Annotated in this window: 26 protein-coding genes, 1 pseudogene and 1 riboswitch; of the genes and pseudogenes, 13 read left to right on the top strand and 14 right to left on the bottom strand. The window is 42.8% G+C overall.

Features of this window, described 5'->3' with window-relative positions; translation table 11 throughout:
- Window positions 1–59: 59 nt before the first annotated feature.
- The 6 genes from leuS to pyrR all read right to left on the bottom strand — a co-directional run bounded on the left by leuS (window position 60) and on the right by pyrR (window position 6,722).
- Entirely contained in the window at window positions 60–2,648 is a 2,589-nt protein-coding gene (gene leuS / locus AC30SH_RS01045; protein WP_489581980.1) for a leucine--tRNA ligase, read from the bottom strand.
- A 118-nt stretch (window positions 2,649–2,766) separates the two neighbouring features.
- Entirely contained in the window at window positions 2,767–3,399 is a 633-nt protein-coding gene (locus AC30SH_RS01040) for a glucose-6-phosphate 1-dehydrogenase family protein (protein WP_489581979.1), read from the bottom strand.
- 8 nt (window positions 3,400–3,407) lie between these two features.
- Window positions 3,408–4,235, bottom strand: a complete 828-nt coding sequence (gene apaH / locus AC30SH_RS01035; protein WP_489581978.1) for a bis(5'-nucleosyl)-tetraphosphatase (symmetrical) ApaH — start codon at window positions 4,233–4,235, stop codon at window positions 3,408–3,410.
- A gap of 14 nt (window positions 4,236–4,249) precedes the next feature.
- Window positions 4,250–5,113: a 16S rRNA (adenine(1518)-N(6)/adenine(1519)-N(6))-dimethyltransferase RsmA gene (rsmA, locus tag AC30SH_RS01030; protein ID WP_489581977.1), complete on the bottom strand. Its 864-nt coding sequence runs from the start codon at window positions 5,111–5,113 to the stop codon at window positions 4,250–4,252.
- A gap of 78 nt (window positions 5,114–5,191) precedes the next feature.
- Entirely contained in the window at window positions 5,192–6,115 is a 924-nt protein-coding gene (locus AC30SH_RS01025; protein WP_489581976.1) for a peptidylprolyl isomerase, read from the bottom strand.
- A gap of 70 nt (window positions 6,116–6,185) precedes the next feature.
- Complete coding sequence (gene pyrR / locus AC30SH_RS01020) at window positions 6,186–6,722, bottom strand: bifunctional pyr operon transcriptional regulator/uracil phosphoribosyltransferase PyrR (RefSeq protein WP_109128830.1); 537 nt, start codon at window positions 6,720–6,722, stop codon at window positions 6,186–6,188.
- Window positions 6,723–6,976: 254 nt separating this feature from the next.
- On the opposite strand from pyrR, the gene asd reads away from it, so the two are divergent.
- Entirely contained in the window at window positions 6,977–8,089 is a 1,113-nt protein-coding gene (gene asd, locus AC30SH_RS01015) for an aspartate-semialdehyde dehydrogenase (RefSeq protein WP_489581975.1), read from the top strand.
- Window positions 8,090–8,148: 59 nt separating this feature from the next.
- Here asd and AC30SH_RS01010 read toward each other — a convergent pair whose 3' ends face one another.
- On the bottom strand, window positions 8,149–8,763 hold the full coding sequence (locus tag AC30SH_RS01010; RefSeq protein ID WP_489581974.1) for a ComEA family DNA-binding protein: 615 nt from the start codon (window positions 8,761–8,763) through the stop codon (window positions 8,149–8,151).
- 244 nt (window positions 8,764–9,007) lie between these two features.
- Between AC30SH_RS01010 and clpB the strand changes: the two genes are divergently transcribed.
- Entirely contained in the window at window positions 9,008–11,578 is a 2,571-nt protein-coding gene (gene clpB, locus AC30SH_RS01005; RefSeq protein WP_489581973.1) for an ATP-dependent chaperone ClpB, read from the top strand.
- A gap of 52 nt (window positions 11,579–11,630) precedes the next feature.
- On the opposite strand, the gene AC30SH_RS01000 is transcribed toward clpB, so the two are convergent.
- Window positions 11,631–11,969 carry a helix-turn-helix domain-containing protein gene (locus AC30SH_RS01000; protein WP_315544344.1) on the bottom strand — a complete coding sequence of 113 codons (339 nt, stop codon included), beginning with the start codon at window positions 11,967–11,969 and terminating at the stop codon, window positions 11,631–11,633.
- Between the two features lie 149 nt (window positions 11,970–12,118).
- Between AC30SH_RS01000 and AC30SH_RS00995 the strand changes: the two genes are divergently transcribed.
- From AC30SH_RS00995 to AC30SH_RS00980, 4 genes are all read left to right on the top strand, one after another.
- Window positions 12,119–12,346, top strand: a complete 228-nt coding sequence (locus AC30SH_RS00995) for a hypothetical protein (protein WP_489581972.1) — start codon at window positions 12,119–12,121, stop codon at window positions 12,344–12,346.
- Window positions 12,347–12,348: 2 nt separating this feature from the next.
- Window positions 12,349–12,615 carry a hypothetical protein gene (locus tag AC30SH_RS00990; protein WP_489581971.1) on the top strand — a complete coding sequence of 89 codons (267 nt, stop codon included), beginning with the start codon at window positions 12,349–12,351 and terminating at the stop codon, window positions 12,613–12,615.
- A 122-nt stretch (window positions 12,616–12,737) separates the two neighbouring features.
- Window positions 12,738–13,481, top strand: a complete 744-nt coding sequence (locus tag AC30SH_RS00985; RefSeq protein ID WP_489581970.1) for a hypothetical protein — start codon at window positions 12,738–12,740, stop codon at window positions 13,479–13,481.
- The gene (locus tag AC30SH_RS00980) at window positions 13,472–13,870 is read left to right on the top strand and encodes a hypothetical protein (protein ID WP_489581969.1); all 399 of its coding nucleotides are present in this window, start codon (window positions 13,472–13,474) and stop codon (window positions 13,868–13,870) included. Before AC30SH_RS00985 ends, AC30SH_RS00980 begins: the two co-directional genes overlap by 10 nt.
- Window positions 13,871–13,958: 88 nt before the next feature.
- Here the strand turns inward: AC30SH_RS00980 and AC30SH_RS00975 are convergent, their stop codons facing one another.
- Window positions 13,959–14,459, bottom strand: a complete 501-nt coding sequence (locus tag AC30SH_RS00975) for a surface-adhesin E family protein (protein ID WP_485861567.1) — start codon at window positions 14,457–14,459, stop codon at window positions 13,959–13,961.
- A gap of 184 nt (window positions 14,460–14,643) precedes the next feature.
- Between AC30SH_RS00975 and purM the strand changes: the two genes are divergently transcribed.
- Together purM and purN are read left to right on the top strand one after the other, a co-directional pair.
- Complete coding sequence (gene purM / locus AC30SH_RS00970; RefSeq protein ID WP_485862718.1) at window positions 14,644–15,684, top strand: phosphoribosylformylglycinamidine cyclo-ligase; 1,041 nt, start codon at window positions 14,644–14,646, stop codon at window positions 15,682–15,684.
- Window positions 15,684–16,322, top strand: a complete 639-nt coding sequence (gene purN, locus AC30SH_RS00965) for a phosphoribosylglycinamide formyltransferase (protein WP_489581968.1) — start codon at window positions 15,684–15,686, stop codon at window positions 16,320–16,322. The genes purM and purN overlap by 1 nt, the downstream gene beginning before the upstream one ends.
- Before the next feature lie 35 nt (window positions 16,323–16,357).
- On the opposite strand, the gene AC30SH_RS00960 is transcribed toward purN, so the two are convergent.
- A complete protein-coding gene (locus AC30SH_RS00960) occupies window positions 16,358–17,173 on the bottom strand; it encodes a Cof-type HAD-IIB family hydrolase (protein WP_212510044.1) in 816 nt (271 codons plus the stop codon).
- A 154-nt stretch (window positions 17,174–17,327) separates the two neighbouring features.
- Between AC30SH_RS00960 and AC30SH_RS00955 the strand changes: the two genes are divergently transcribed.
- Window positions 17,328–18,014: a phosphoribosyltransferase family protein gene (locus tag AC30SH_RS00955; protein WP_212510045.1), complete on the top strand. Its 687-nt coding sequence runs from the start codon at window positions 17,328–17,330 to the stop codon at window positions 18,012–18,014.
- 109 nt (window positions 18,015–18,123) lie between these two features.
- Window positions 18,124–18,708: a Fe-S biogenesis protein NfuA gene (gene nfuA / locus AC30SH_RS00950; protein ID WP_048750865.1), complete on the top strand. Its 585-nt coding sequence runs from the start codon at window positions 18,124–18,126 to the stop codon at window positions 18,706–18,708.
- Window positions 18,709–18,757: 49 nt separating this feature from the next.
- Here nfuA and brnQ read toward each other — a convergent pair.
- Window positions 18,758–20,209 (bottom strand): annotated as a pseudogene (gene brnQ, locus AC30SH_RS00945) (branched-chain amino acid transport system II carrier protein).
- 90 nt (window positions 20,210–20,299) lie between these two features.
- Here brnQ and pyrG point away from each other — a divergent pair.
- The 3 genes from pyrG to eno all read left to right on the top strand — a co-directional run bounded on the left by pyrG (window position 20,300) and on the right by eno (window position 24,411).
- A complete protein-coding gene (gene pyrG / locus AC30SH_RS00940; protein WP_485861563.1) occupies window positions 20,300–21,934 on the top strand; it encodes a glutamine hydrolyzing CTP synthase in 1,635 nt (544 codons plus the stop codon).
- A 144-nt stretch (window positions 21,935–22,078) separates the two neighbouring features.
- A riboswitch (TPP riboswitch) is annotated at window positions 22,079–22,178 on the top strand.
- 58 nt (window positions 22,179–22,236) lie between these two features.
- The gene (thiE, locus tag AC30SH_RS00935) at window positions 22,237–22,899 is read left to right on the top strand and encodes a thiamine phosphate synthase (RefSeq protein WP_212510047.1); all 663 of its coding nucleotides are present in this window, start codon (window positions 22,237–22,239) and stop codon (window positions 22,897–22,899) included.
- A 201-nt stretch (window positions 22,900–23,100) separates the two neighbouring features.
- Window positions 23,101–24,411, top strand: a complete 1,311-nt coding sequence (gene eno / locus AC30SH_RS00930) for a phosphopyruvate hydratase (RefSeq protein WP_314885845.1) — start codon at window positions 23,101–23,103, stop codon at window positions 24,409–24,411.
- A 98-nt stretch (window positions 24,412–24,509) separates the two neighbouring features.
- On the opposite strand, the gene ruvX is transcribed toward eno, so the two are convergent.
- The 3 genes from ruvX to rsmE are packed head-to-tail and all read right to left on the bottom strand — an operon-like array spanning window position 24,510 to window position 26,237.
- Window positions 24,510–24,929: a Holliday junction resolvase RuvX gene (gene ruvX, locus AC30SH_RS00925; RefSeq protein ID WP_109128796.1), complete on the bottom strand. Its 420-nt coding sequence runs from the start codon at window positions 24,927–24,929 to the stop codon at window positions 24,510–24,512.
- Window positions 24,929–25,486 carry a YqgE/AlgH family protein gene (locus AC30SH_RS00920; RefSeq protein WP_032998018.1) on the bottom strand — a complete coding sequence of 186 codons (558 nt, stop codon included), beginning with the start codon at window positions 25,484–25,486 and terminating at the stop codon, window positions 24,929–24,931. Before AC30SH_RS00920 ends, ruvX begins: the two co-directional genes overlap by 1 nt.
- Before the next feature lie 16 nt (window positions 25,487–25,502).
- On the bottom strand, window positions 25,503–26,237 hold the full coding sequence (rsmE, locus tag AC30SH_RS00915) for a 16S rRNA (uracil(1498)-N(3))-methyltransferase (RefSeq protein WP_109128795.1): 735 nt from the start codon (window positions 26,235–26,237) through the stop codon (window positions 25,503–25,505).
- Window positions 26,238–26,305: the final 68 nt, after the last annotated feature.

Here is a 26,305-nt window from a genome sequence, read left to right as displayed (position 1 = left end):
AAAAATCACCTTAAAAATCGACCGCACTTTGCGTTAAGTGCGGTCATTTTTTGATTAGATTACTGCGGTTTCACCACAACATTAAGTAATTTGCCAGCAACGTAAATTACCTTAACGATTTGCGTTCCGTCGGTAAAGCGTTTGACGTTTTCATCGGCAAAGGCGATCGCTTTCACACTTTCTTCATCTGCATCTGCAGCGACAGTGACTTTACCACGCACTTTTCCGTTCACCTGAACCACAATCAATTTTTCATCTTCAATCATCGCATCAGGATCCGCTTCCACCCAAGGCGCAAAGTCAATAATGTCTTGATTACCCAGTTCTTTCCATAAACGGAAACAAATGTGCGGTGTAATTGGATAAAGCATACGCACGACAGCGCTCAAGGCTTCTGCCATCACTGCACGATCTTGCTCGTCATCTAACGGTGCGCGGGTGAGTTTATTCATTAATTCCATGATTGCCGCAATCGCTGTATTGAACGTTTGACGACGACCAATGTCATCGCTTACTTTCGCAATGGTTTTGTGGACATCACGACGTAACGCTTTTTGAACGCTAGAAAGTGCGGTCGGATTGACGGCTGTTTTTGTTGGATTTTTGCTGTATTCAAACACCAAATTCCATACACGCGCTAAGAAACGTTTCGCGCCTTCCACACCGGATTCTTGCCATTCCAAGGTCATTTCCGCAGGCGAGGCAAACATCATGAACAAGCGCACAGTGTCCGCGCCGTATTTTTCCACCATTTCTTGCGGGTCGATGCCGTTGTTTTTGGATTTCGACATTTTCGTCATACCGGCGTGCACCAACTCATGGCCTTCATCATCCACCGCTTTCACGATACGACCTTTGTCGTCACGCTCTAAAGTCACTTTGGTTGGTGAAACCCAAATACGTTCATTGGTCGGGCTGGTGTAATAGAACGCATCCGCTAACACCATGCCTTGGCATAACAATTTATTTGCTGGTTCATCACTGGTAACAAGGCCTGCATCACGCAATAATTTATGGAAGAAACGGAAATACAATAAATGCATGGTCGCATGCTCGATACCGCCGATATATTGATCCACCGGCAACCAGTAGTTCGCTTCTTCACTGTTTAACATGCCTTGTTGATATTCCGGGCAAGTGTAACGGGCGTAATACCAAGAAGACTCCATAAAGGTGTCGAAGGTGTCAGTTTCTTTTAACGCCGGCTTGCCTTGATAGGTCGTTTTCGCCCATTCAGGATCCGCTTTAATCGGGCTGTTCACGCCATTCATCACCACATCTTCCGGCAGAATGATAGGTAAATCTTCCATTGGCACCGGCACTACATCACCGTTTTCCAAGGTTAACATTGGAATCGGCGCGCCCCAATAACGTTGACGAGAGACGCCCCAGTCGCGTAAACGGTAATTCACTTGGCGTTTGCCCACGCCTAATTTTTCTAATTTATCGGCGATGCCATTAAATGCCGCATCAAATGGCAAGCCATTAAACTCAGCGGAATGAATCAGTTTGCCGTGTTCGGTAAAGGCTTGTTTGGTTAAATCAATTTCTTCACCGTTCATCGGTTCGATCACTTGTTTCACTGCCAAACCGTATTTTTGTGCGAATTCATAGTCGCGCTGGTCGTGTGCCGGCACAGCCATTACCGCGCCGGTACCGTAATGCATTAACACAAAGTTCGCCACCCACACAGGCACTTGTTCACCGGTTAACGGATGCACCGCATACAAACCGGTAGCCATACCTTTTTTCTCCATGGTGGCGATGTCCGCTTCCGCAACTTTAGTGTTTTTCGCTTCTTGAATGAACTCTGCTAATTCAGGATTATTTTGCGCCGCAAGTGTCGCCAATGGATGAGCTGCCGCTACCGCCACATAACTCACGCCGTAGAACGTGTCCGGACGGGTGGTATAAACGGCTAATTTTTTGTTGGTGTCTTTAATATCAAAGGTGATTTCCACGCCTTCAGAACGACCGATCCAGTTACGTTGCATGGTTTTGACTTGATCCGGCCATTGTGGCAAGTCATCCAAGCAGTTCAATAATTGCTCGGCATAGTCGGTAATTTTAATAAACCATTGTGGAATTTCTTTTTGTTCCACCGGCGTATCGCAGCGCCAGCAACAACCTTCATGCACCTGCTCGTTTGCCAAGACAGTTTTATCGTTCGGGCACCAGTTCACCGTAGAGGTTTTCTTATACACCAAGCCTTTTTTGTATAACTCGGTAAAGAACCATTGTTCCCATTTGTAATATTCCGGACGGCAGGTGGTCACTTCACGATCCCAGTCATAACTGAAACCGAGCAGTTGCAACTGATTTTTCATGTATTCAATATTTTCGTAAGTCCATTTTGCCGGGGCGGTATTATTTTTTACCGCCGCGCCTTCCGCCGGCAAACCAAACGCATCCCACCCCATTGGTTGCAATACGTTTTTACCAATCATGCGTTGATAACGGGAAACCACATCACCGATGGTGTAATTACGCACATGCCCCATGTGCAAACGGCCGGATGGATACGGCAACATGGAAAGACAGTAATATTTTTCTTTGTTGTTATCTTGTACCGCTTTGAAAGTTTTATTATCCTGCCAGAATTTTTGCACTTCCGGTTCAAGCAAATCAGGACGATATTGTTCTTGCATAAAAAATCACCTTAAAAATAGACCGCACTTTAGCGGGTTTTAACTTACAAAATACGCCATAGAATAGCGTAAAATAGGGAAAAATAACAGGAAGTGCGGTGGGAATTTCGGATATTTTTTACGGCTTAACTTGATGGCAAGCCTCATATAATGGCAATAAATCACGAATGCTTTCCACAATAAATTGCGTCACATCTAATTTATCTAATTCCGTTTTTTCTACATTTCGCCCAATGCACCAAAAATCCTCGTCAGAACGCAAAGTTAAGTCCTTTTGGCTCAACTGGCTGACTTTACGGAAATCATCGCATTCGTTTTCATCACCACGCCAAATATCCAATTCGGCAAAGCGGGCAAAATCAACATGCTCGAGCCATTGATTATATTGCTGCACGTTAATTTGTGACCGATCAGCGCGATAACAATGCCAATCTAAACTCACCGATAAACGACGACGATTCAGTAACACCGACAAAATCGCGGCGGAATTGAGGTTATATTCATATTTAAAATAGGCAAAGAAATGCCCTCGTACTTGCCAACCGTTCGTCCAACTTTCAATATGCGGCTTGGCAAAGGGCGTACCGAGTTCGGCAGCCACTTGCAAAATGGTGGCTTTCCACCGTTCCCAATGGGCTTTGTAATCCGCCTTAATATGCGGAATATCTTCGGGACAAAACTTTTTCATTTGGGCAAATTGGAAGAAGGGAATGTTGAAGAGATCGCACGCATCGGCATTAATGAAATTCATAATTTTTCCTAAAAATCACTGTAATTTTTGACCGCACTTTGGGTGAAATAGCACTTATCTTCCCAGCGCAACAGAGTGAGACGATTGTTCCAAACGCAACCGGTATCGAGGGCATAAATATTCGATGGCGTGATTTCATCCACTAAGCTCGCCCAATGGCCAAAAACAATATTTTCGGTTTGATACAGCGGATTGTCTAAAGCAAACCAGGGTGCAAGGTTATCCGGCGCATCCTTAATAGGTAACTTACATGCAAAATCGAGGCGATGATCCCGATAGCAAAAACGCATGCGAGTAAAAGCATTAATAATGTAACGCAGACGATCCAGTCCTTTTAAATTTGGCGACCAACGATCAGGCTGTTCCGAATACATATTTTCAATGAGATAGCGATAATCACCATGGCGCAGCACATTCTCCACTTCATTGGCGCAAGCTTTGGCGGTTGCCAAATCCCAATCGGGCGAAATACCGGCGTGCGTCATGACGAAATTCAACTGTTCGTGGTGAATCAACAAAGGTTGTTGACGTAGCCAATGGATTAATTCAAAAAAATCCGGTGCGGCAAAAATCGGTGCAACACGATCACGTGGTTTGATTTTTTTAATGCCAAGTGCGGTGGAAATTAAATGTAAATCATGATTACCTAAGACGGTGTAAGCGGCAGTTCCCAAAGATTTAACGAAACGCAGACATTCCAACGATTTATCGCCCCGCGCCACCAAATCACCGGTTAAATAAAGTGTATCTTGTGTTGGGTCGAATTTCACTCGATCCAATAACATCTGCAATTCGTCATAACAACCTTGTAGGTCGCCCACTAAATATGTCGCCATTTTTGACCGCTCTTTTATGCTTCCGAATCCACCACATCCTCTTTGCTCACCTCTGCCGGCGGGTTATCCGCCAACCAGTTCGATAAACGGGCATAATCGGCAATGCTAAGATTTTCTGCACGTGCATTTAAATCGATGTTAAGTGCGGTCAAATTTTCCGGTAAAAATAAGCCGGACAAGGCATTACGCAACGTTTTACGACGTTGATTAAATGCCTGAGAACAGACGCGATTCAGCCAATACAAATCTTTCACCGGATACGGCAGTGTGGTATGCGGGATTAAACGAACCACGGCAGAATCGACTTTCGGCGCAGGCTTGAAGGCACTTGGCGGCACTTCCAACACCGGCATGACTTGGCAAAAATATTGCGCCATGATAGTCAATCTTCCGTAAGCCTTACTATTTGGGGCAGCACATAGGCGTTTCACCACTTCTTTTTGCAACATGAAATGCATGTCTTGAATGATGTTGTGATATTTAAACAAATGGAACATTAACGGCGTAGAAATGTTATACGGCAAGTTACCAAACACGCGCAATTTTTGCCCTTTCTCTGCCAAATGCTCTTGTTCATAAAGGGAGGAAAAATCAAACTGCATGGCATCGGTTTCGATGACATTGAGTTTTTGATGTAAAAACGGGTGGTGACGTAAACGTTCCGCCAAATCGCGGTCAAGCTCCAATACGGTCAAGCGATCTACCTGCTCCGCAACCGGCTCTGTCAATGCGCCTAACCCAGGACCGATTTCCACTAAAAATTGGTTAGCTTGCGGGTAAATTGCCGCCACGATATTTTGAATTACATTATTGTCGTGCAAGAAATTTTGCCCGAACCGTTTACGCGCCGTATGGCCTAAATGCTTTTTTGAATTCATTGAATAAGATCTTATAAAAATAATGAAAAGTGCGGTGTATTATAAAGCAAAATCCCGACCATTGGGTCGGGATTTCCGTTAATTTATGTATTTAATGTTGGCTCGTTTACGCAACGCTTGTACCCAGTCGCGTGCCGAATCTTGCAATTGCTGATTAACGATTTGCTCGTAGGCTTTTTGACGATAAGCATCTTCTGTGCGGTCCGCCTGGCGGGTATTGGTCACTTCCAAAATATGCCACCCAAATTCGGTTTTAAACGGCGCACTAATCACGCCTGGTTTTGTTGTACGTACTGCTTTATTAAACGGACCCACGTACATTTCCGGGAAAGCATAACCTAAGCTACCGCCGTTAGCACCAGATAAATAATCTTTTGAATATTTTAATGCGGCATCAGCAAACGTTGTTTTGCCAGCAAGAATATCCGCACGGATTTGTTCAAGCTGTGCTTTGGCCTGTGCATCGTTTAATAAAGGGTTGAGTTTTAACAAAATATGACGCACTTCGTATTGGGTATCCGTCAGTTTCGCCACGTTACCTTTTGCCTTAGCATCCGCCAACATTTTTTTCGCTAATGCTTCAACCTGTTCACGAGAGACATCAACGCTTTGGCTAATTGCGCGATTACGTACTTCCGACATCATCAGTTGTTGCGCAATTTGTTGACGATATGCCGCATAACTAATGCCTTGATAATCAAGGGCATCGAGTAACTGACCGAACGTTAAACCGTTTTGCGCTGCGATGCCTTCAATAATTTGATCCACTTGCGCATTATTAACGGAGACTCCGGATTCTTTTACTGCCTGCGCAACCAAAATGTCGTCAATCACTTTATCTAAAGCTGCTTGGCGATTATTTTTCTTAGTTAAAGCACTTTTTACTTGGCTTTCCAACACAGGAACGCCGTTTACTGTCGCAACCACTTTTTCCTCAGCTTGCGCATTTGCAATAAATGCCAAAAAACCAAGTGCGACAAACAAAACAGACTTCAAATTCATCTTCGTTAATATTCCATTATAGGGTTGAAATTGTTGGTTAGATTATCAATTTTAATAAAGGTTCACAAATTTATTTCGTTAATAACGCCACTTCGTAACATTGGTCAAACTTCATGGTACGTACCTGAATATTTTCACTACGACTGGTTGGTACGTTTTTCCCTACATAATCAGCACGGATCGGTAATTCACGATGCCCTCTATCCACAAAAATCACCAATTCCACTTTTGCTGCACGTCCAAAATCCACTAACGCATCCAACGCAGCACGAATCGTGCGACCGGTAAACAGCACATCGTCCACTAAAATCACTTCTTTATGTTGGATGTTAATAAAATCAGAAGCGCCACTATAAATAGGCACCCGCTCTTCTTGGGTTGGCTCAAGATCATCACGATAAAAGGTAATATCCAAATCAAAAGATGGGAGTTCAACTTGCGTTAATTCTTTAATTTTATGTTTAATTAATGCCGCAATTTCCGCTCCCCGTCGTTTAATACCGACAATGACCAAATTATCTAGCGTATGATGTTTTTCAATGATTTCATGTGAGATACGAGAAATCGTTCTAAAAAACTGATTTTCATCAATAATGATTTTTTCCATAAAGTTAAAGCCACCCATTAGCACAATAAAAACGATATTTAACATAGCATAAATTCAATCGCTTTGCTCATATCAATCCCCCCGTTTTTTTGACCTTAACATCAAGATAAATAAAAGAAAAAGTGCGGTCAGTTCTGGGATTATTTTAAAAAGTTAAAAAATATCGGAAAAATACTTGCTTTTATTTGCGTTCTCTTGCTATTAATTACGCGCTTACACAACATATTTTCAATCTTATTTAGAAGGACAAACTTATGAAAAACGTTGGTTTTATCGGTTGGCGCGGAATGGTCGGTTCCGTTTTAATGGATCGCATGCAGCAAGAAAATGATTTTGCAAATATCAATCCGGTTTTCTTTACGACTTCCCAAGCTGGACAGCCTGCACCGACTTTCGGTGGCAAAAATGCAGGCACCTTAAAAAATGCATTCGATATTGAAGAACTGAAAAAACTCGACATTATCGTGACCTGCCAAGGCGGCGATTACACCAACGAAGTTTATCCAAAATTAAAAGCCACCGGTTGGAACGGCTACTGGGTCGATGCAGCATCTGCACTACGTATGGAAAAGGATGCGATAATCGTGTTGGATCCAGTAAACCAACATGTCATCAGCGAAGGCTTGAAAAACGGTGTAAAAACCTATGTGGGCGGTAACTGTACCGTAAGTTTAATGTTAATGGCATTAGGCGGTTTATTCGAGAAAGATTTAGTGGAATGGATCTCCGTTGCGACTTACCAAGCCGCCAGTGGTGCCGGTGCTAAAAACATGCGTGAATTATTAGTGCAAATGGGCGAATTAAACGGTGAAGTGAAAGGCTTATTAGCAGATCCGAATTCCTCTATTTTAGATATTGAACGCGCTGTTACCGCGAAAATGCGCGATAAGGATTTCCCTATTGATAATTTTGGTGCGCCTCTTGCAGGCAGCTTGATCCCTTGGATCGACAAATTATTAGAAAGTGGTCAAACCAAAGAAGAATGGAAAGGCTATGCGGAAACCAATAAGATTTTAGGGTTAAGCGACAATCCAATTCCGGTTGACGGTTTATGTGTGCGTATCGGTGCATTACGCTGCCATAGCCAAGCATTCACCATCAAATTAAAACGCGACATTCCACTGGCAGAAATCGAGCAAATTTTGGCATCACACAATGAGTGGGTGAAGGTCATTCCAAACGATAAAGAAAGTACCTTGCGTGAACTCACGCCAACCAAAGTCACCGGCACATTAAGCGTTCCGGTAGGACGTTTACGTAAGCTCAACTTAGGGCCGGAATATTTGGCGGCATTCACTGTGGGCGACCAATTATTATGGGGTGCAGCAGAACCAATTCGCCGTATTTTAGTGCAATTAGTAAAATAATCTCTATTTTCTAAAAACAAAGGGCTGTTCAATACAGCCCTTCTTTTTGTCTTGGAAAATTAATTAAAACGCACGTGAGATTTCATTTTTTCTAACGTCGCATCGCCAATACCTGGGACTTTGGATAAATCATTGAGATTTTTAAACTTGCCGTTTTTCTCGCGATATTCAATAATCGCTTTGGCTTTCGCCTCACCAATACCGGACAAACTTTCTAATGTCGCCGCATCCGCGGTATTAATATCCACTTTTTTACCTTGTGTCATTTTGGCTTTATTTTCCACCGCACTTTTTTCTTTCGCGGTAGATTTATCTTCCACCTGCGCCGGTTTGTCATTGCGTAATTTGTCTTTTATCGCTTTCTTACCTTCTGCAACTTTTTCTTGAGTAACCTCTTTCACCTCAGCCAACTTTTCTTTTGTTGCATCTTTAGCTTCGCTAAATTTCTCTTTGGTTGCATCCTTGGCCTCGCCGAATTTTTCTTTCGTCGTCTCTTTTACTTTCACCGCACCATTCTTTATTTTAGTGCCAGCCACTTTACTGTCTTCTTTCACAGTTTGCCATGCAGATTTTGCGCCTTCTTTCACTTCAGATAAAACACTTTCTTCCGCCAATGCAGTGGAGGAAACAGCAATAGCAACCGCTAACGCCAACAAAGATTTTAATGATTTCATGTTTTCTTCCTTTTTTACTAAATAAAAAGACGGTGAAAAAACACCGCACTTTTCTATGATAAACGCTTTTGTTAGAGCCAAAGATGTACTAAAAGTTCAAACAAATAAAACCTATCAAATCTAAAAAATTCATAGGCAAGACTAAATTTTTTATTTTTTCTCTTGAAATCCCTCAAAACGATCTTATTTAAATTTGGCGAACAAATGTTCAACAGAACATCCATGGAACGAAGAAGGAAATACTATGAATATTGAAAAATTTACGACCAAATTCCAACAAGCCATTGCTGAAGCGCAATCTTTAGCGATTGGCAAGGATAATCAATTTATTGAACCGGTGCATTTATTGAGTGCCTTGTTAAATCAACAAGACGGTTCAGTAGCGCCGATTCTAACCGCAAGCGGCGTGAACGTTGCCGTGTTGCGTAACGAACTCAACAACGAACTTGCCAAACTTCCGCAAGTGTCCGGCAATGGCGGTGATGTACAACTTTCCCGTCAGTTGCTTAACCTTTTGAATTTATGCGATAAATTGGCGCAACAACGGCAGGATAAATTTATTTCCTCCGAACTCTTTTTACTTGCTGCCTTGGAAGAAAAAGGCGCCATCAGCGAGATACTGAAAAAGTGCGGTGCGAAAAAAGACCAAATTTTACAAGCCATCGATCATATTCGTGGAGGACAAAACGTGAATGACCAAAATGCGGAAGAAAGCCGCCAAGCCTTAGAAAAATATACTATCGACTTAACTGCCCGCGCGGAAAGTGGCAAATTGGATCCGGTGATTGGGCGTGATGAAGAAATCCGCCGCACCATTCAAGTATTGCAACGCCGCACCAAAAACAACCCTGTGCTTATCGGTGAACCGGGCGTGGGTAAAACCGCCATTGTGGAAGGATTGGCACAACGTATTGTGAACGGCGAAGTGCCGGAAGGTTTGAAAAACAAACGCGTACTTTCACTCGATATGGGCGCGTTAATCGCCGGAGCAAAATATCGCGGTGAATTTGAAGAACGCTTGAAAGCCGTTTTGAAAGAATTGGCGCAGGAAGAAGGCCGTGTCATTTTATTTATTGATGAAATTCACACCATGGTGGGTGCGGGTAAAACCGACGGTGCCATGGATGCCGGCAACTTGTTAAAACCAAGTTTGGCACGCGGTGAATTGCATTGTGTAGGCGCGACTACGTTAGACGAATATCGCCAATACATTGAAAAAGACGCGGCTCTTGAACGTCGTTTCCAAAAAGTGTTTGTGGGCGAACCAAGCGTGGAAGATACCATTGCTATTTTGCGTGGCTTACAGGAACGTTATGAATTGCACCACCACGTTGAAATTACCGACCCGGCCATTGTCGCCGCGGCAACCTTGTCGAATCGCTATATTTCCGATCGTCAGTTGCCGGATAAAGCCATCGATTTGATCGATGAAGCGGCATCCAGCATTCGGATGGAAATCGATTCCAAACCGTTGCCATTGGATCGCTTGGAACGACGCATTATCCAACTGAAGTTAGAACAGCAGGCATTGAAGAAAGAAGATGATGATGCCAGCCGCAAACGCTTGGAAATGTTAGAAAAAGAATTGGCGGAAAAAGAACGTGAATACGCTGAATTAGAAGAAGTGTGGAAATCCGAAAAAGCCGCCCTTTCCGGTACGCAGCATATCAAGGAAAAACTAGAAGACGCGCGCACCCAAATGGAACAAGCCCGTCGTGCCGGCGATTTAAATAAAATGTCCGAATTGCAATACGGCGTGATTCCATCGCTGGAAAAACAACTGGCGCAGGCAGAAACTGGCGAAGGCAAGGAAATGAGCCTATTACGCTACCGCGTGACCGATGAGGAAATCGCCGAAGTGCTTTCCCGCGCCACCGGCATTCCAGTCGCCAAAATGATGGAAGGCGAAAAAGAAAAACTCTTACGCATGGAAGAAGAATTGCACAAACGGGTTATCGGGCAAAACGAAGCCGTGGATGCCGTGGCGAACGCCATTCGTCGTAGTCGTGCCGGTCTTTCCGATCCAAATCGCCCAATTGGTTCCTTCTTGTTCTTAGGGCCAACCGGTGTGGGTAAAACCGAATTGTGTAAGACTTTAGCTAAATTCCTATTCGACAGCGAAGATGCCATGGTGCGTATCGACATGTCCGAATTCATGGAAAAACACAGCGTGTCCCGTTTGGTAGGTGCACCTCCGGGCTATGTGGGTTATGAAGAAGGCGGTTATTTAACCGAAGCTGTGCGTCGTCGCCCGTATTCTGTGATTTTACTCGACGAAGTGGAAAAAGCGCACCACGATGTGTTCAACATCTTGTTGCAAGTGTTGGATGACGGCCGTTTAACCGACGGACAAGGCAGAACCGTGGATTTCCGCAATACCGTTGTGATCATGACGTCTAACTTGGGTTCCGATTTGATTCAAGGCAACCAAGAAGAAAGCTACGACGACATGAAAGCGTTAGTGATGTCTGTGGTGAGCCAACATTTCCGTCCGGAATTTATTAACCGAATTGATGAAACCGTCGTGTTCCATCCGTTGAATAAAGACAACATTCGCGCCATTGCGGAAATTCAGTTAAAACGCTTAATCAACCGCATGGAAAGCCGTGGCTATGTGTTGCACTTTACGGATGCCACCCTCGATTTCATCAGCGAAATCGGCTATGACCCGATTTACGGCGCGCGTCCGTTAAAACGTGCGATTCAGCAAGAAATTGAGAACCCGTTAGCGCAACAAATCCTTTCCGGCAGTTTGTTACCGGAAAAACCGATTAGCGTGGATTACGTTGATGGCAAAATTGTGGCTAAACAATAGATTATCTTAAATGCAAAAGTGCGGTTAATTTCAACCGCACTTTTTTGTTTCTTTAATCTGTCTTTTTTAATTCTTTTAAAAAGGCAACAAGCATTGTCTTTTGTGGTGTCGTTAATTCCTGCCAATATCTATCTAGTTCATCATGATTCCATTCCGCCAACTCCATACAATCTGCAAAAAAGTAGCTAATCGGTGTTTTTAGAAAAGTAGCAATCGCGACTAAATGAGACATGTTGATTTTGTTTGTACCGCGTTCATAGCGGGAAAGTTGTGGTTGAGAGATATCGACATATTCAGACAATCTTTCTGCTGTGTAACCCAGTTCTTTACGTTTTTGTTGGATGCGTTGTCCGACTGCGCGATCCACATCACTTGCGATTGGTTGAACCATAAATTCTTTTGCTATTTTATTCATTCATAGCATTATTTTTTATGATTTTTTGCATTGACTGAATATCTCAGTGAGCATATAATTTTATTAAATATGCGTAAATCGCATATTTAATTCAGTAAAATTTAGAATACTAACAGAGGTAATTTATGATTAACCTAAAGAAAATAACCATTTTATTTGCTGGATTAGCTAGTGCTTCTCAAGCATTTGCTTATTGGGAATATGCTAATTTACAAGAGGATATTCCAAGTGATGGAGTATTTCATACTTGTGTATATGAAAGCCCCACAGGTTATAGATTTTCAATTCAGAAAAGGGGATCCTGCTCATATACTGTTGAATTTGATCCTGAAACGGGGAGAGTAAAAAGGTAACTATGAAAACCTATAATCTAACACTAAGATTCATTTGTAATAGTGAAGAAAAACATGCTTATATGATAGAAAGTATGACTTCTAAAGGATACATTTTCCTAGAAGCAAAAAAAGAATTAGTAAACAATCAAGATGTAAGAATAATCTTAGTCTTTTCTAAAGAAGATATTATAAAGGATGAGTTAGATCAATATAAATCTAAAATATCAGAAAATTTGGAGGATATTAAAGATTGTTTTTCAGATTATGAGATTAAAATAATTATCTAATAAATAGCAGATCAGATATGATCTGCTATTTTTTCTATCTCTCTTAAAATTTATTTAAAAAAATTATTATCAATAATTGAAATCCCTATAAAATTAGAAGATGACATAATAAGGTTCAGAAAATGAAGATTGAAGAAATAGTAGATGTAAAAACCACAGCCATATCTTTTTGGGAAGATATTTATAAAGAATATAAAGATATTGATTTATCAACGGTTGATACTCTAGATGTTGTTGATCATTTGAATGAAATATTTAAAATTTACTTTCCTACTATAAGTATTGGTTTTAGATATTTTCCTGAAATAACCGGAAGAATATTCATAATAAACTTAGATTACAGCAATATTAATAATCTCATTTATTTGTGGTTTTTAGATAAAACGAAAATCGATTTTGGTTTAAGAATATCATTAATTGAAGAGGATATGATAAATCAATATAAATTAGATTTTACCGATTCCTATAACATTCAATTTAAATTATCAAAAAATCAAAGTTTGATTGATCTTGAGTTTTTTTCTGAAAACATAAGTGAAGATAGATTTGATATTGCCTTTGTAATTATTCGATTTGTTTTAGGTGAATGGAGTATGTACAGCAAAATAAATTCAATAAAAATGTTAGATTACATGCCAGAAAATCCTATACCTCTATCTAAACTATACGATACATTTAATAATATATGGATTAATGAGCTAGGACATTCTAGCAAAAATGAAGGATATCATTTTGATAGATATCTTCTCCCAGCATTATCAGGTGAAGAGGTAGGGATAATGAATGGCTTTATCCCTATGCGAAATAAGTTGGCAAATCACTTAGTTGGCTCTATTGATTATCCGTTTTCTTTTTTATGTTTGTAACATTAGAGAATGGGTACAATGAAGATGATATCGATACATTTGAAAGCTCCATTTTTGATATCTATGAAAAAGGTAAAGGAGTTATAACTGTAAGAACAAGGCAACCAAGTGAAAATAGATATAGTGTATATGGATATTGTGCTCAGCCTGAACTAATTTATACACATCTTATATCATTATTAAAAAGCTACTCCAAATTTAATGCTGAAATAAATATATTATTTGATCAGAACTGGTATGGTTACCGACATTGGGTATTAGATAAGAACATAAGGATGGATTTATCTGAGATAAATGAATTAATAACTTCATCTAAACAAAATTCTACTGAACAACCAATCAATAAACAGCCCAAAAAATCATTTTTTCAAAGATTATTTAAGCGATAAAAAAAAGCCATTTAGTGAATGCTAAATGGCTTTTTTGTTATCTCGATGACAGAAAGTGCGGTCAACATTCACCGCACTTTTTCTTTTCTTATTTCCGACGGTACATGTTCGCACACATCACTTGCCCTAAAGTATAAAGGGAAGATTGTGGCTGTAACGCGATAGTATGTTGAGATTGACGCTTCGGCGCGGTGCGAATACCGTCACCCCAAAAATCAGCGTAGAAATCGCTGCGCACATGGGTGAAATAGTGGCTCTCACAATTTAAAATTTTATATTGGCGCATAGATTTGGCATAAAGCGTCGGATGATCTTTAAATACATATAACCCTTTATCCAAGTTAATCACCACATCAAAATGAATCAGGCGTTTGTCCTTGTTATCTACCCAAACAGAATTGGTGTCTACATAATAAAAAATACCCGGTACAAGTTGTAAAAATCCGTTTTTCGTATCTTTCGGCGGAACAAGCGGCACATCGCCCTGCGCTTTCGCGTTGACTTGAGAATTTAACGCCGGCTTGGTGGAAGGCGAAGAAGAGCAAGCAGCTAATAAAAGTGCGGTTAAAAATACAAACGTTTTTTTCATATCAGACTCCTTATTCACGCCAAAGGGCACTATTCCTATGCCTTTCATTTTGGCACAATTCTTGTTCAATAGCTAATTGAAAGCCGGCTTTCGGAGAAAAATCCTTTACACGTATCGCAAACGTTTGCGTAAGCGTGTACAATGGCGCCCTAATTAATTTAGTCATCATTAACGGGAAGCCATCGTGAGTACACAATCCTTAAGTTATAAAGATGCCGGCGTGGATATCCATGCAGGTAACGAATTAGTTGAACGCATTAAACCTGAAGTAAAACGCACCACTCGTCCTGAGGTGATGGGCGGTTTAGGTGGTTTCGGCGCACTTTGTGCCATTCCGTCTAAATATAAAGAGCCGATTTTGGTGTCAGGTACTGACGGTGTCGGCACAAAATTGCGTTTAGCCATTGATTTAAATCGTCACGACAGTATCGGTATCGATTTGGTGGCAATGTGTGTAAACGATTTGGTGGTGCAAGGTGCCGAACCATTGTTCTTCCTGGATTATTATGCCACTGGCAAATTGGATGTAGATGTTGCCGCCAACGTCATTAAAGGCATTGCAAATGGTTGTGAACAATCCGGCTGTGCTTTAGTGGGCGGCGAAACGGCTGAAATGCCGGGCATGTACCACGAAGGCGATTACGACCTTGCCGGTTTCTGCGTCGGCGTGGTGGAAAAATCCGAAATCATTGATGGCAGTCAAGTCAAAGTTGGCGATGCATTAATCGCCCTTGCTTCTAGCGGTCCACATTCCAATGGCTATTCTTTAATTCGGAAAGTAATTGATGTTGCCGGCGTAAATCCAGCCGAAGCACAGTTAGAAGGCCGTCCATTAGCCGATCATGTGCTAGCACCGACAAAAATCTACGTAAAATCCATTTTGCAATTAATCAAACACGTGGATGTTCACGCCATCGCTCACTTAACCGGTGGTGGCTTCTGGGAAAATATCCCGCGCGTGTTACCAAACAGCGTCAAAGCGGTGATCAATGAAAACAGCTGGCAATGGCCTGCGGTGTTTGATTGGTTGCAACAACAAGGCAATATCACCGACTACGAAATGTATCGTACTTTTAACTGTGGCGTGGGTATGGTGATTGCATTGCCACAAGAAGACGTGGAAACCGCATTAGGCCTGCTACAACAGGCTGGTGAAACCGCTTGGGTCATCGGGGATATTCAACATCTCACTGATGAAAACGAACCGCAAGTTGTTATTCGTTAATGAAAAAAATCGTTGTTCTTATTTCCGGTTATGGCGCGAATTTACAGGCGATTATTGATGCTTGTGAATCGCGCTATATTGACGGTGAAGTCGTCGGCGTGTTTAGCAATCAAGCGGATGCCTTTGGGCTACAGCGGGCAAAAAGTGCGGGTATTTTTCACCGCACTTTTTTACGTAGTGACTATGCCGACAATCTCGCTATGGATCGCCATATTGCAGATGAAATCGACAATCTCGGTGCGGATTTAATTGTGCTTGCCGGCTATATGAAAATCCTTACGGCAGAATTTACCCAACGCTTTGCGGGAAAAATTCTCAACATTCACCCTTCTTTATTACCCAAATATCCCGGGCTGCATACCTACCAACAAGCCATCGAAGCCAGTGAAACAGAGCATGGTATGACCATTCATTTTGTAAATGAAGAAGTAGATGGCGGCGCCATTGTGCTACAAGCCAAAGTGCCTATTTTTGCCGAAGATGACATTGCGGATATTGAACAACGGGTCAAAGAACAGGAAATTCGTTTTTATCCGTTGGCAATAAAATGGTTTGCTGAGGGAAGACTCAAGTTAATCGACAACCATGCCTATTTAGACGGCAACCGCTTACCACCGCAAGGTTATGCGATTGACTAAAGATATAAAAAACGCGCTTTTCAGCGCGTTATTTTTTATTCGTCAATTAATCCGGCTTTGAGTAAAAACCGATAAATGCCGTCTTGGTCAAGCTGTTCCGCCACATGATCGGCAATCGCTTTGAGTTTTTCATGTCCATTGCCCATCGCCACACCTACGCCCACGGTGCTTAACATTTCCAAATCGTTTAATTGATCACCGAACGCCATCACATTATCCATCTGTAGTCCCAAATGCTTGACCACCGCTTGAATACCACGTGCTTTCGAGCCTTCTGCATCAAATAAATCCACAGAATCTTCATGCCAACGCACCACGCGCAAGCCATCTAATACGCCTGAATTCCGCACCAACTCATCCTGTTCCGCGCGATAAAACGGCAGCACTTGGCTAACATCATTTGTTTCAAAAAAGGCTTTATCCACGATGTAATCTTTCAAGATCGGATCCATCGCAAACTGCACCACTGAATTCCGCTCTGAAACCGCCACCGTATGATCCGCGACAAACGCATAAGGCATATTATGTTGCTCAAAAAAATGCACTAAACGGCGAATTTTTTCCGTTGGAATCACATGTTTCTCAATGACTTGCCCGCGATAACTCGCCATTTGCCCGTTCATGGTCACAAACAAATCGATGCCTTCCTGCTCTATCACCTGCTTCAATTTATGCGGGAAAGCACAACGAGTACGCCCTGTGGCAATGGCAGGAATAATGCCATTTTCTTTCAACTTACGCATAAACACCGGCACCGTTGCCGGCAGAAAATCACGTTCTTTCATAAACAACGTATCGTCAATATCAAAAAAGACCACTTTGATTTGGTCTCGATAATTCGGGATTGTCATGCTTTTCTCTTCTATTAAATTCACTGTCTGGCAGAAATGTTGCCTGATTTTAGCATTTTTGCGAGGCAGATCCTAAAATCGGGCAAAAAAACAACGAAAAAAAGCACCGCACTTTATGATGTGCCGGTTTTCTTAATCAAGTGCGGTCGCTTTTATGAACGTTTTTCAATCCAGCTGCGTGCATTGCCATGCGCCTCTTAAACTTGCCAAACATGGCTTATGTAGCCGTTGTAATCGAACGATTCGGCGTTTTCCTTATTGTGGTTGCTGTGGTTCAGAACTGATGGAAAACGCCTTGCACTGCGGCAACTGTTTACAGCAGGAACCGGCGTGGGATCGCATGGTCATCATCGGGCGTTACAACGAACCGCTTTCCACGCTGATTCATCGCTTTAAATTTCAAAAACAATTTCAACTCGACCGCACTTTAGCGCGCCTGCTGTATTTGGCCATCCGCGAAACTCGACGAAATCATCAATTGCCTTTGCCTGAGGTGATCCTGCCTGTGCCGTTACATCATGTTCGGCAATGGCAACGGGGATATAACCAAGCGGACTTATTGGCGCGTCAACTGAGCCAATGGCTCAAGGTTCCCGTCAAAAACGACTTAATTACTCGTACCAAACGCACACCGACCCAACGAGGCCTTAGTGCCAAAGATCGACGTCAAAATCTCAAAAATGCCTTTCAACTTTCCGATAAAGCCAGAGATTTTCCTTATCGTCATGTTGCCTTAATAGACGATGTGATCACCACCGGTTCTACGTTAAACGAAATCGCCAAGTTATTACGCAAAGCGAATGTGACACATATTCAAGTGTGGGGGCTGGCCCGAACATAAAACGCATGATAAGGCAGCGGCATTTTTTATTACACCAAAAGGTGGAAAAAAAACCGCATGAAGCGTATCATATCCGACAAATTTAATTAGGTTTTATCGTGGGAGCGTTATGCAACAAATTACCATTTCAGCGGAAGCACAAGCACATTTCCGCCGTTTATTAGATCAGCAAGAAGAAGGCACTAACATTCGTATTTTCGTCGTCAACCCTGGTACGCCTAATGCGGAATGTGGCGTCTCTTATTGCCCACCAAACTCAGTGGAAGCGAGCGACACAGAATTCAAATACGACACCTTTTCTGCCTTTGTGGATGACATCAGTCTGCCATTTTTGGAAGACGCAGAAATCGACTATGTTACGGAAGAATTAGGCGCACAACTCACCTTAAAAGCACCAAACGCCAAAATGCGTAAAGTGGCAGATGATGCGCCGTTAATCGAACGCGTGGAATATGTCATTCAAACCCAAATCAACCCGCAATTAGCAAGCCACGGCGGCAAAATCACCTTATTGGAAATCACCGATGACGGGTATGCGATTCTACAATTCGGTGGTGGTTGCAACGGTTGCTCCATGGTGGATGTCACCTTGAAGGACGGCGTAGAAAAACAATTAATCAGCCTCTTCCCGGATGAATTAAAAGGCGCAAAAGATGTGACGGAACATCAACGCGGCGAACATTCTTATTATTAAACCAAAATAAAAAACCACCGAAAAGGTGGTTTTTTGTTGTCTGTGAAAACTATTTTGCACGTTTACCAACCAACATGGTTAAGAACATCACGACTAATGCCGGCACTAACCACGCCAAACCATTATCATATAATGGGAAATTGCCAAGGAATTGTTTCACGCCGTCAGACAATAATCCCACGTTATTTAAGCTGTCGCACAGACTAAAACACACGGTGACCGCAATCGTGGCGTTATAGGTTAATTTCACACAAGGCAATTTAGCGCGGACGAATTGCAACACGACCAACATGATTGCTACCGGATAAATTAATAACAATGCAGGAATCGTCACTTGTAATAATTTCGTTAAGCCGTTTTCGGAAATGATGGTCGTCATGACAGTAAACACCACTACCCAGAAAGAATATGGCAAGCGGTTAGAGAATTTAGCGAAATAGTAAGCACAAGCACTGGTCACGCCCACTAAAGTGGTTAAGCTTGCCAAGAAGATGATACCGGACATAATCCAAGAACCTTCTTTGCCGAATAATACGTTCACATAACGAGAAAAAATTTGACCACCGTTGCTGACGCCTTGCGCCACTTGGTCACTGGTTGCGCCAAGATAGAAAAGGGAGAAATAAAGTGCGGCTAATAAAACCACTGAAATGCCACCGGCGGATATGGTGTAACGCATGATTTTTTTCGGTTCGGTGATATTTTTTGCGCTTAACGCGCGAGCTACGATGCCGCCGAAAGCAATCGCTGCCAAGACATCCATGGTTTGATAACCGCTAATTAAACCGGTGGTCAATGCTGAACTGTCCGCATAGCTTTTGCTTGGCGCGACAATATCCGACAAGGGAGAGATAAAGACGGTTACGGTCACCACCACTAACAACACCAATAAGGCCGGGGTCATAAATTTGCCCACGCTGGAAATAATGGTGTTCGGTTTCAACATAAATAGCATGGCGATAATGTTAAAGACTACCGCAAAAATCAGATGATTTACTGACGTGTCTGCCACTATATCAAGTGGTACAAATGCCATTTCGTATGCGACGTTGGTAATGCGTGGCATCGCAAACGTAGAACCAATGACCAAATACAACGTGGCTAAAAATAAGATCTCTGCCCATTTGGGAAGGTCGCGGGTGAGTTCTTCGCCACGACCTAACACAGACACCACAATCAGCGTGATAAACGGCATTAATACGCCGGTGAGCACAAATCCCAAGGCAGCTGTTGCCCAATGTTGCCCTGCCGTGTAGCCTTCCATCGGCGGAAAAATAATGTTTCCTGCGCCTAAAAACAGGGCGAAAATCATCATGCCTAAAACAAGAATATCTTTGCGTGAAAACATAGTCGTTTCTCTTTGGTAATAAAATAAAGACGCATTTCGGATTCTACTATAAAAGCCTGATTATTCGTAACGAAACGATGAAAAACACATAAAAAACATTGTATTATTTGACTGCACTTTTCCTGTAATTCTCTGTTCGGCAATTGAGTTCATTCTGCCTTTGTTGTAAACTACGCTCCCGTCTTGATAGATTATATTTATCCTAATTTTCCATCCATCCCAATAGCAACAAATAGGTTTCTTATGGCTACCAATTATATTTTCGTCACAGGCGGCGTGGTTTCTTCGCTTGGTAAAGGCATTGCAGCGGCATCACTTGCGGCAATCTTAGAAGCGCGTGGTTTGAATGTCACGATCATGAAACTCGACCCTTATATCAACGTCGATCCGGGCACCATGAGCCCGACCCAGCACGGTGAAGTTTTCGTGACCCAAGACGGCGCGGAAACCGATTTAGATTTAGGTCACTACGAACGTTTTATCCGTACCAAAATGACCAAACGTAACAACTTCACGACCGGTAAAATCTATTCCGAAGTGTTACGCAAAGAGCGTCGCGGAGATTATTTAGGCGCCACCATTCAAGTGATTCCACACATTACCAACGAAATTAAAGCGCGCGTAATTGATGGTGCAGCGGGGCATGATGTGGCCATCGTGGAAGTGGGTGGTACCGTAGGCGATATTGAATCCCTCCCGTTCTTAGAAGCATTGCGTCAGCTTGCCGTACAAGTAGGACGTGAACGCACGATTTTCATGCACTTAACACTTGTGCCGTACATTCCGACTGCAGGCGAAGTCAAAACCAAACCGACACAACATTCTGTGAAAGAATTGTTGTCCATCGGCATTCAACCGGACGTGCTGATTTGCCGTTCCGACCGTATGATTCCGCCAAATGAACGCGCCAAAATCGCATTATTCTGTAACGTGCCGGAACGCGCGGTGATTTCGTTAAAAGATGTGTCTTCCATTTACCAAATTCCGGCACTCTTGAAATCTCAAGGATTGGACGATTTCATTTGCAATCGCTTCCACTTAACTTGCCCGGAAGCCGATTTATCCGAATGGGAACAAGTATTGTATCAACAAGCCAACCCGACGGGCGAAGTCACTATCGGTATGGTGGGTAAATATACCGAATTGCCGGATGCCTATAAATCCGTAAACGAAGCCTTAAAACACGCCGGTTTGAAAAATCGCTTGAACGTAAATATTAAATACATCGACTCACAAGATGTAGAAACCAAAGGCGTTGACATCTTAAAAGGCTTAGACGGTATTTTAGTACCAGGCGGCTTCGGCTATCGTGGTGTGGAAGGCAAAATCCTCACCGCTAAATATGCCCGCGAAAACAACATTCCGTATTTAGGTATTTGCTTAGGGATGCAAGTGGCGCTCATCGAATTCGCCCGTAATGTTGCCGGCATGAGCCAGGCAAACTCCTCCGAATTCGACCGCACTTGTCAGCAACCGGTGGTAGGTTTAATCACCGAATGGCAAGATGCTGACGGTAATACAGAAGTCCGTAGCGATGAATCCGATTTAGGTGGCACCATGCGTCTTGGCGCACAAAAATGTCATTTAATTGAAGGCAGCTTAGCACGTCAATTATATGGCGCAGAAACCATTGAAGAACGCCATCGTCACCGTTACGAAGTCAATAACGTATTGCTTCCACAAATCGAAAAAGCAGGCTTAAAAGTGACCGGTTTATCCGCCGATAAAAAACTGGTGGAAATCATTGAAGTGCCAAACCACCCTTGGTTTGTCGCTTGCCAATTCCACCCGGAATTCACCTCTACGCCACGTGACGGTCACCCGTTATTCGAAGGCTTTGTGAAAGCGGCAAAAACCAATCAGAAAAAATCTGACTAACGGCTTTCTGAAAAATTGAAATGAAAGTGCGATCAGAAAAACACTTGGATTTTTGACCGCACTTTTTTATTTTCTCGCCGTGATCCACTTCACAAAAAATGGCCTTTGCTCTTGTTCTGCCTCTTGTCTTTCACTATATTGAGAACCCTCTTGTCGGAGTGCCGGAAGGCTGAGATCGCAATGAATGCGAGATCCGTGGAACCTGTGGGTTAATCCCCGCGTAGGGAACAAGTTATTAGCCATTTACATTTCATCACACCTTCCGCGCAAGCTACTTTTTATTCATCTTATCGGAGATTACCATGTCGGAAGCCGTGTCTCATTTATCAGAAATCATCCCGCCCAAAGCCCCTTTTGCACCCACCGAATTTAAGTTGGGCTTGTATGTCATCGTGGACAGTTATGAATGGGTTGAAAGGCTCATTCACGCCGGCGTGAAAACGTTACAAATTCGTATTAAAGATCGCACTGCAGAACAGGCGGAAGAGGAAATTGCGCGCTGTATTACCTTAGCCAAACAGTATCAAGTTCGGTTATTTGTAGATGATTTTTGGCCGTTGGCAATTAAGTATCAGGCTTATGGCGTCCATCTTGGGCAGGAGGATTTGCTCACAGCGGATTTAAACGCCATCCAACAAGCGGGGCTACGTCTCGGTGTCTCAACCCACAATCAAGAAGAAGTCGATCTGGTGTTACCGTTGCGCCCCTCTTATGTTGCCCTCGGACATATTTTCCCGACACAAACCAAAGAGATGCCTTCCGCCCCTCAAGGCGTTGCTAATTTGGCCGCACAGGTGAAAAACTTAGGTAAAATGCCGACTGTCGCAATCGGCGGCATCAGTGCTTCGCATTTTCCTGATATTTTGGACACCGGGGTAGGCAGCATAGCCGTGATTTCCGCTGTAACCAAAACGCAAGACTGGCAACGTGCGGTGAAAAATTTACTGCAATATTTTGCCGAATGACGAGACATTTTCGTTCAAATTCGTGGTGAAATAGCTTGAAAAATTCATCTTAAAATTGAACCGCACTTCAGACGCCAGAAAACATAGAGCAAAATCAAATTGTCTGTAGTTTTTGCAAGACAAAGGAACAAAATAGCTTTATGATACCGACATTTTTAGAGCAAACTAACCCGTTTTAATTAACTTAATGAGGAAAATAAAATGGCAAAAATCGTTAAAGTCATTGGTCGCGAAATTATCGACTCTCGTGGTAACCCAACAGTGGAAGCCGAAGTGCATTTAGAAGGCGGATTCGTCGGTCTTGCAGCGGCGCCATCAGGTGCATCTACCGGTTCTCGCGAAGCGTTAGAATTACGTGACGGCGACAAATCCCGCTTCTTAGGTAAAGGCGTATTAAAAGCGGTTGCCGCAGTAAACGGCCCGATTGCTGAAGCAATTCTTGGTAAAGATGCGTCTAACCAAGCTGAAATCGACCAAATCATGATCGATTTAGATGGCACTGACAACAAATCTAACTTCGGTGCAAACGCCATCTTAGCGGTATCCTTAGCAAACGCAAAAGCAGCCGCAGCGTCTAAAGGTTTACCACTTTACGCTTACATCGCAGAACTTAACGGCACGCCAGGCGTTTACGCTATGCCATTACCAATGATGAACATCATCAACGGTGGTGAGCACGCAGACAACAACGTTGATATCCAAGAATTCATGATCCAACCGGTTGGTGCGAAAACCTTACGTGAAGCACTTCGTATCGGTGCAGAAGTGTTCCACAATCTTGCAAAAGTATTAAAATCTAAAGGCATGAGCACAGCTGTCGGTGATGAAGGTGGTTTCGCACCAAACTTAGCCTCTAATGCAGACGCGTTAGCCTGTATCAAAGAAGCAGTAGAAAAAGCAGGTTATGTATTAGGTAAAGACGTGACTTTAGCCATGGACTGCGCATCTTCTGAATTCTACAACAAAGAAACTGGCAAATATGAAATGAAAGGCGAAGGCCGTTCATTCACTTCTCAAGAGTTCACACACTATCTTGAAGAATTAACCAAACAATACCCAATCGTGTCTATCGAAGACGGTCAAGACGAATCTGACTGGGAAGGCTTCGCATACCAAACTAAAGTGTTAGGCGACCGCGTTCAATTAGTGGGTGACGACTTATTCGTAACTAACACCAAAATCTTAAAAGAAGGTATCGAAAAAGGTATCGCAAACTCCATCTTAATCAAGTTCAACCAAATCGGTTCTTTAAGTGAAACCTTGGCTGCGATTAAAATGGCGAAAGATGCTGGTTACACTGCTGTGATCTCTCACCGTTCCGGTGAAACTGAAGACGCAACTATTGCTGACTTAGCAGTGGGTACCGCAGCAGGTCAAATCAAAACCGGTTCTATGAGCCGTTCTGACCGTATTGCGAAATACAACCAATTAATCCGTATCGAAGAAGCATTAGAACGCGCAGGTACACCAGCGCCGTTCCCAGGCTTGAAAGCGGTTAAAGGTCAAGCTTAATTAATAACCATCGCGGTTATTAAAACGCGCTAAAAAAACACCGCACTTTTTGTTGAAAGATAAAAAGTGCGGTGATTTTTTATGTATTTTATGACCAGTCACTCAACGTAATTTTCAAACCAACTTTCTAAAATCAAGCAGGCTGAAATGCCATCCACTTTACTTTTATTGAGCGCGCGATAACCGCCCCGCTCGAAAATCTCGCTACGGGCTTCTGTGGTAGTTAATCGTTCGTCCTGTAACTCCACCGGCAAATTGAAACGCCCATGAAGACGGTTAGCAAATTTTTTTGCCCGTAAAGTTAACGGCTGTTCCGTGCCGTCCATGTTCAATGGTAACCCCACCACAAGTCGTTCAGGTTGCCAATCTTGAATACACTTTTCAATGGCTTCCCAGTTTGGAATACCGTCTTGCGCCTTGAATGCGGGTAAGGATTGCGCCGTGCCGGTAATACTTTGCCCGACCGCACAACCGATACTTTTTGTGCCGAAATCAAAGGCGATAACCGTAATGCCCATTAACTGTGCCCTACCTGACCGGCAAAATTATGGGAATCAATACCTAACAATTGATTTGCTGCAAGCCAGCGCTCTTCGTACGGCAAATCAAATAAAATCTGCTCGGTTGCTGGTACAACTAACCAAGAGTTATTCATAATTTCCCGTTCCAACTGATTCGGTTCCCAACTCGCACAACCAAGTGCCACCAAGTATTTTTCCGGCTCCAATAACGTACCAAAAGTATCCACGACATCCGCTGAAGTCGTCAGCATGAGGTTGTCGTTCACCCGATAACTATGATCAAAAGGCTCATGGGTGTTGGTATGCAAAATAAAACCACGATCAACATTGACCGGCCCGCCGGCAAGTACCAACTTATCACTATAAGTGCGATTGCTAACCATCATGAAATTCATCTTGGCACCCAACTCCGCAATACTTAAATCTGTCGGTTGATTTAATACCAATCCCATAGAACCTTTTTCATTATGTTCACAGATATAAATCACCGAGCGGTAAAAATAACTGTCATCTAAATTGGGCATAGCAATCAAGAGATGATCTTGTAAATCCATCATATTTCGTTTTTCTCTATCCTAAATCACCAAAACACACTTGCAAGGCGGTAATTGCCGCCATCGCTGCGGTTTCAGTGCGTAATACACGTTTTCCTAATAAGACTTCCACAAAGCCATGTTCCTCGGTTTGTGCAATTTCTTGTGGGGACAAACCGCCTTCCGAACCGATTAATAAGCGAACCCCCGCCTTAGGGATTGCCGGCAGAGTACGAATGGAATAACTGGCTCTTGGATGTAAATTTAATTTGAGTGCGTCATCTGGTTCGGCACACCATTGTTGTAATTTCATTAACGGACGAATTTCCGGGATGGTATTCCGTCCGCACTGTTCGCAGGCAGCAATCGCAATTTTTTGCCATTGCTGAATTTTTTTCTCCATGCGTTCACCGTCTAATTTCACGCCACAACGTTCCGACCACAGAGGCGTAATGACATTCACACCCAGTTCAACGGATTTCTGAATCGTAAATTCCATGCGTTCCCCACGGGAAATCACTTGTCCTAAATGGATCGCAAGTGGACTTTCACGATCATCTAACTGACGACTCAAAATATCGACATCAACGGATTTTTTCGTTACCGCATTGATGACAGCTTGATAGATATGGTTACTGCCATCGAAAAGTTCAAGTTGATCGCCCGGTTGCATACGTAAAACACGGCCGACATGGTTAGCACCATCTTCAGAAAGTGCGCAGGAGGTAAGTGAATTAAGAGAAGTTGGATGATAAATTCGAGGTATTCGCATAATAGAACAAATAAGTAAAAATAATTTGTTCTATCATAGCAGAAAAGCAGATGGCAAAACGAAAAATG

Source organism: Aggregatibacter sp. HK296, from assembly GCF_980469475.1.
Note: the sequence above shows the minus strand (reverse complement) of the source record. Positions and strands in the feature narration are given on the sequence as shown.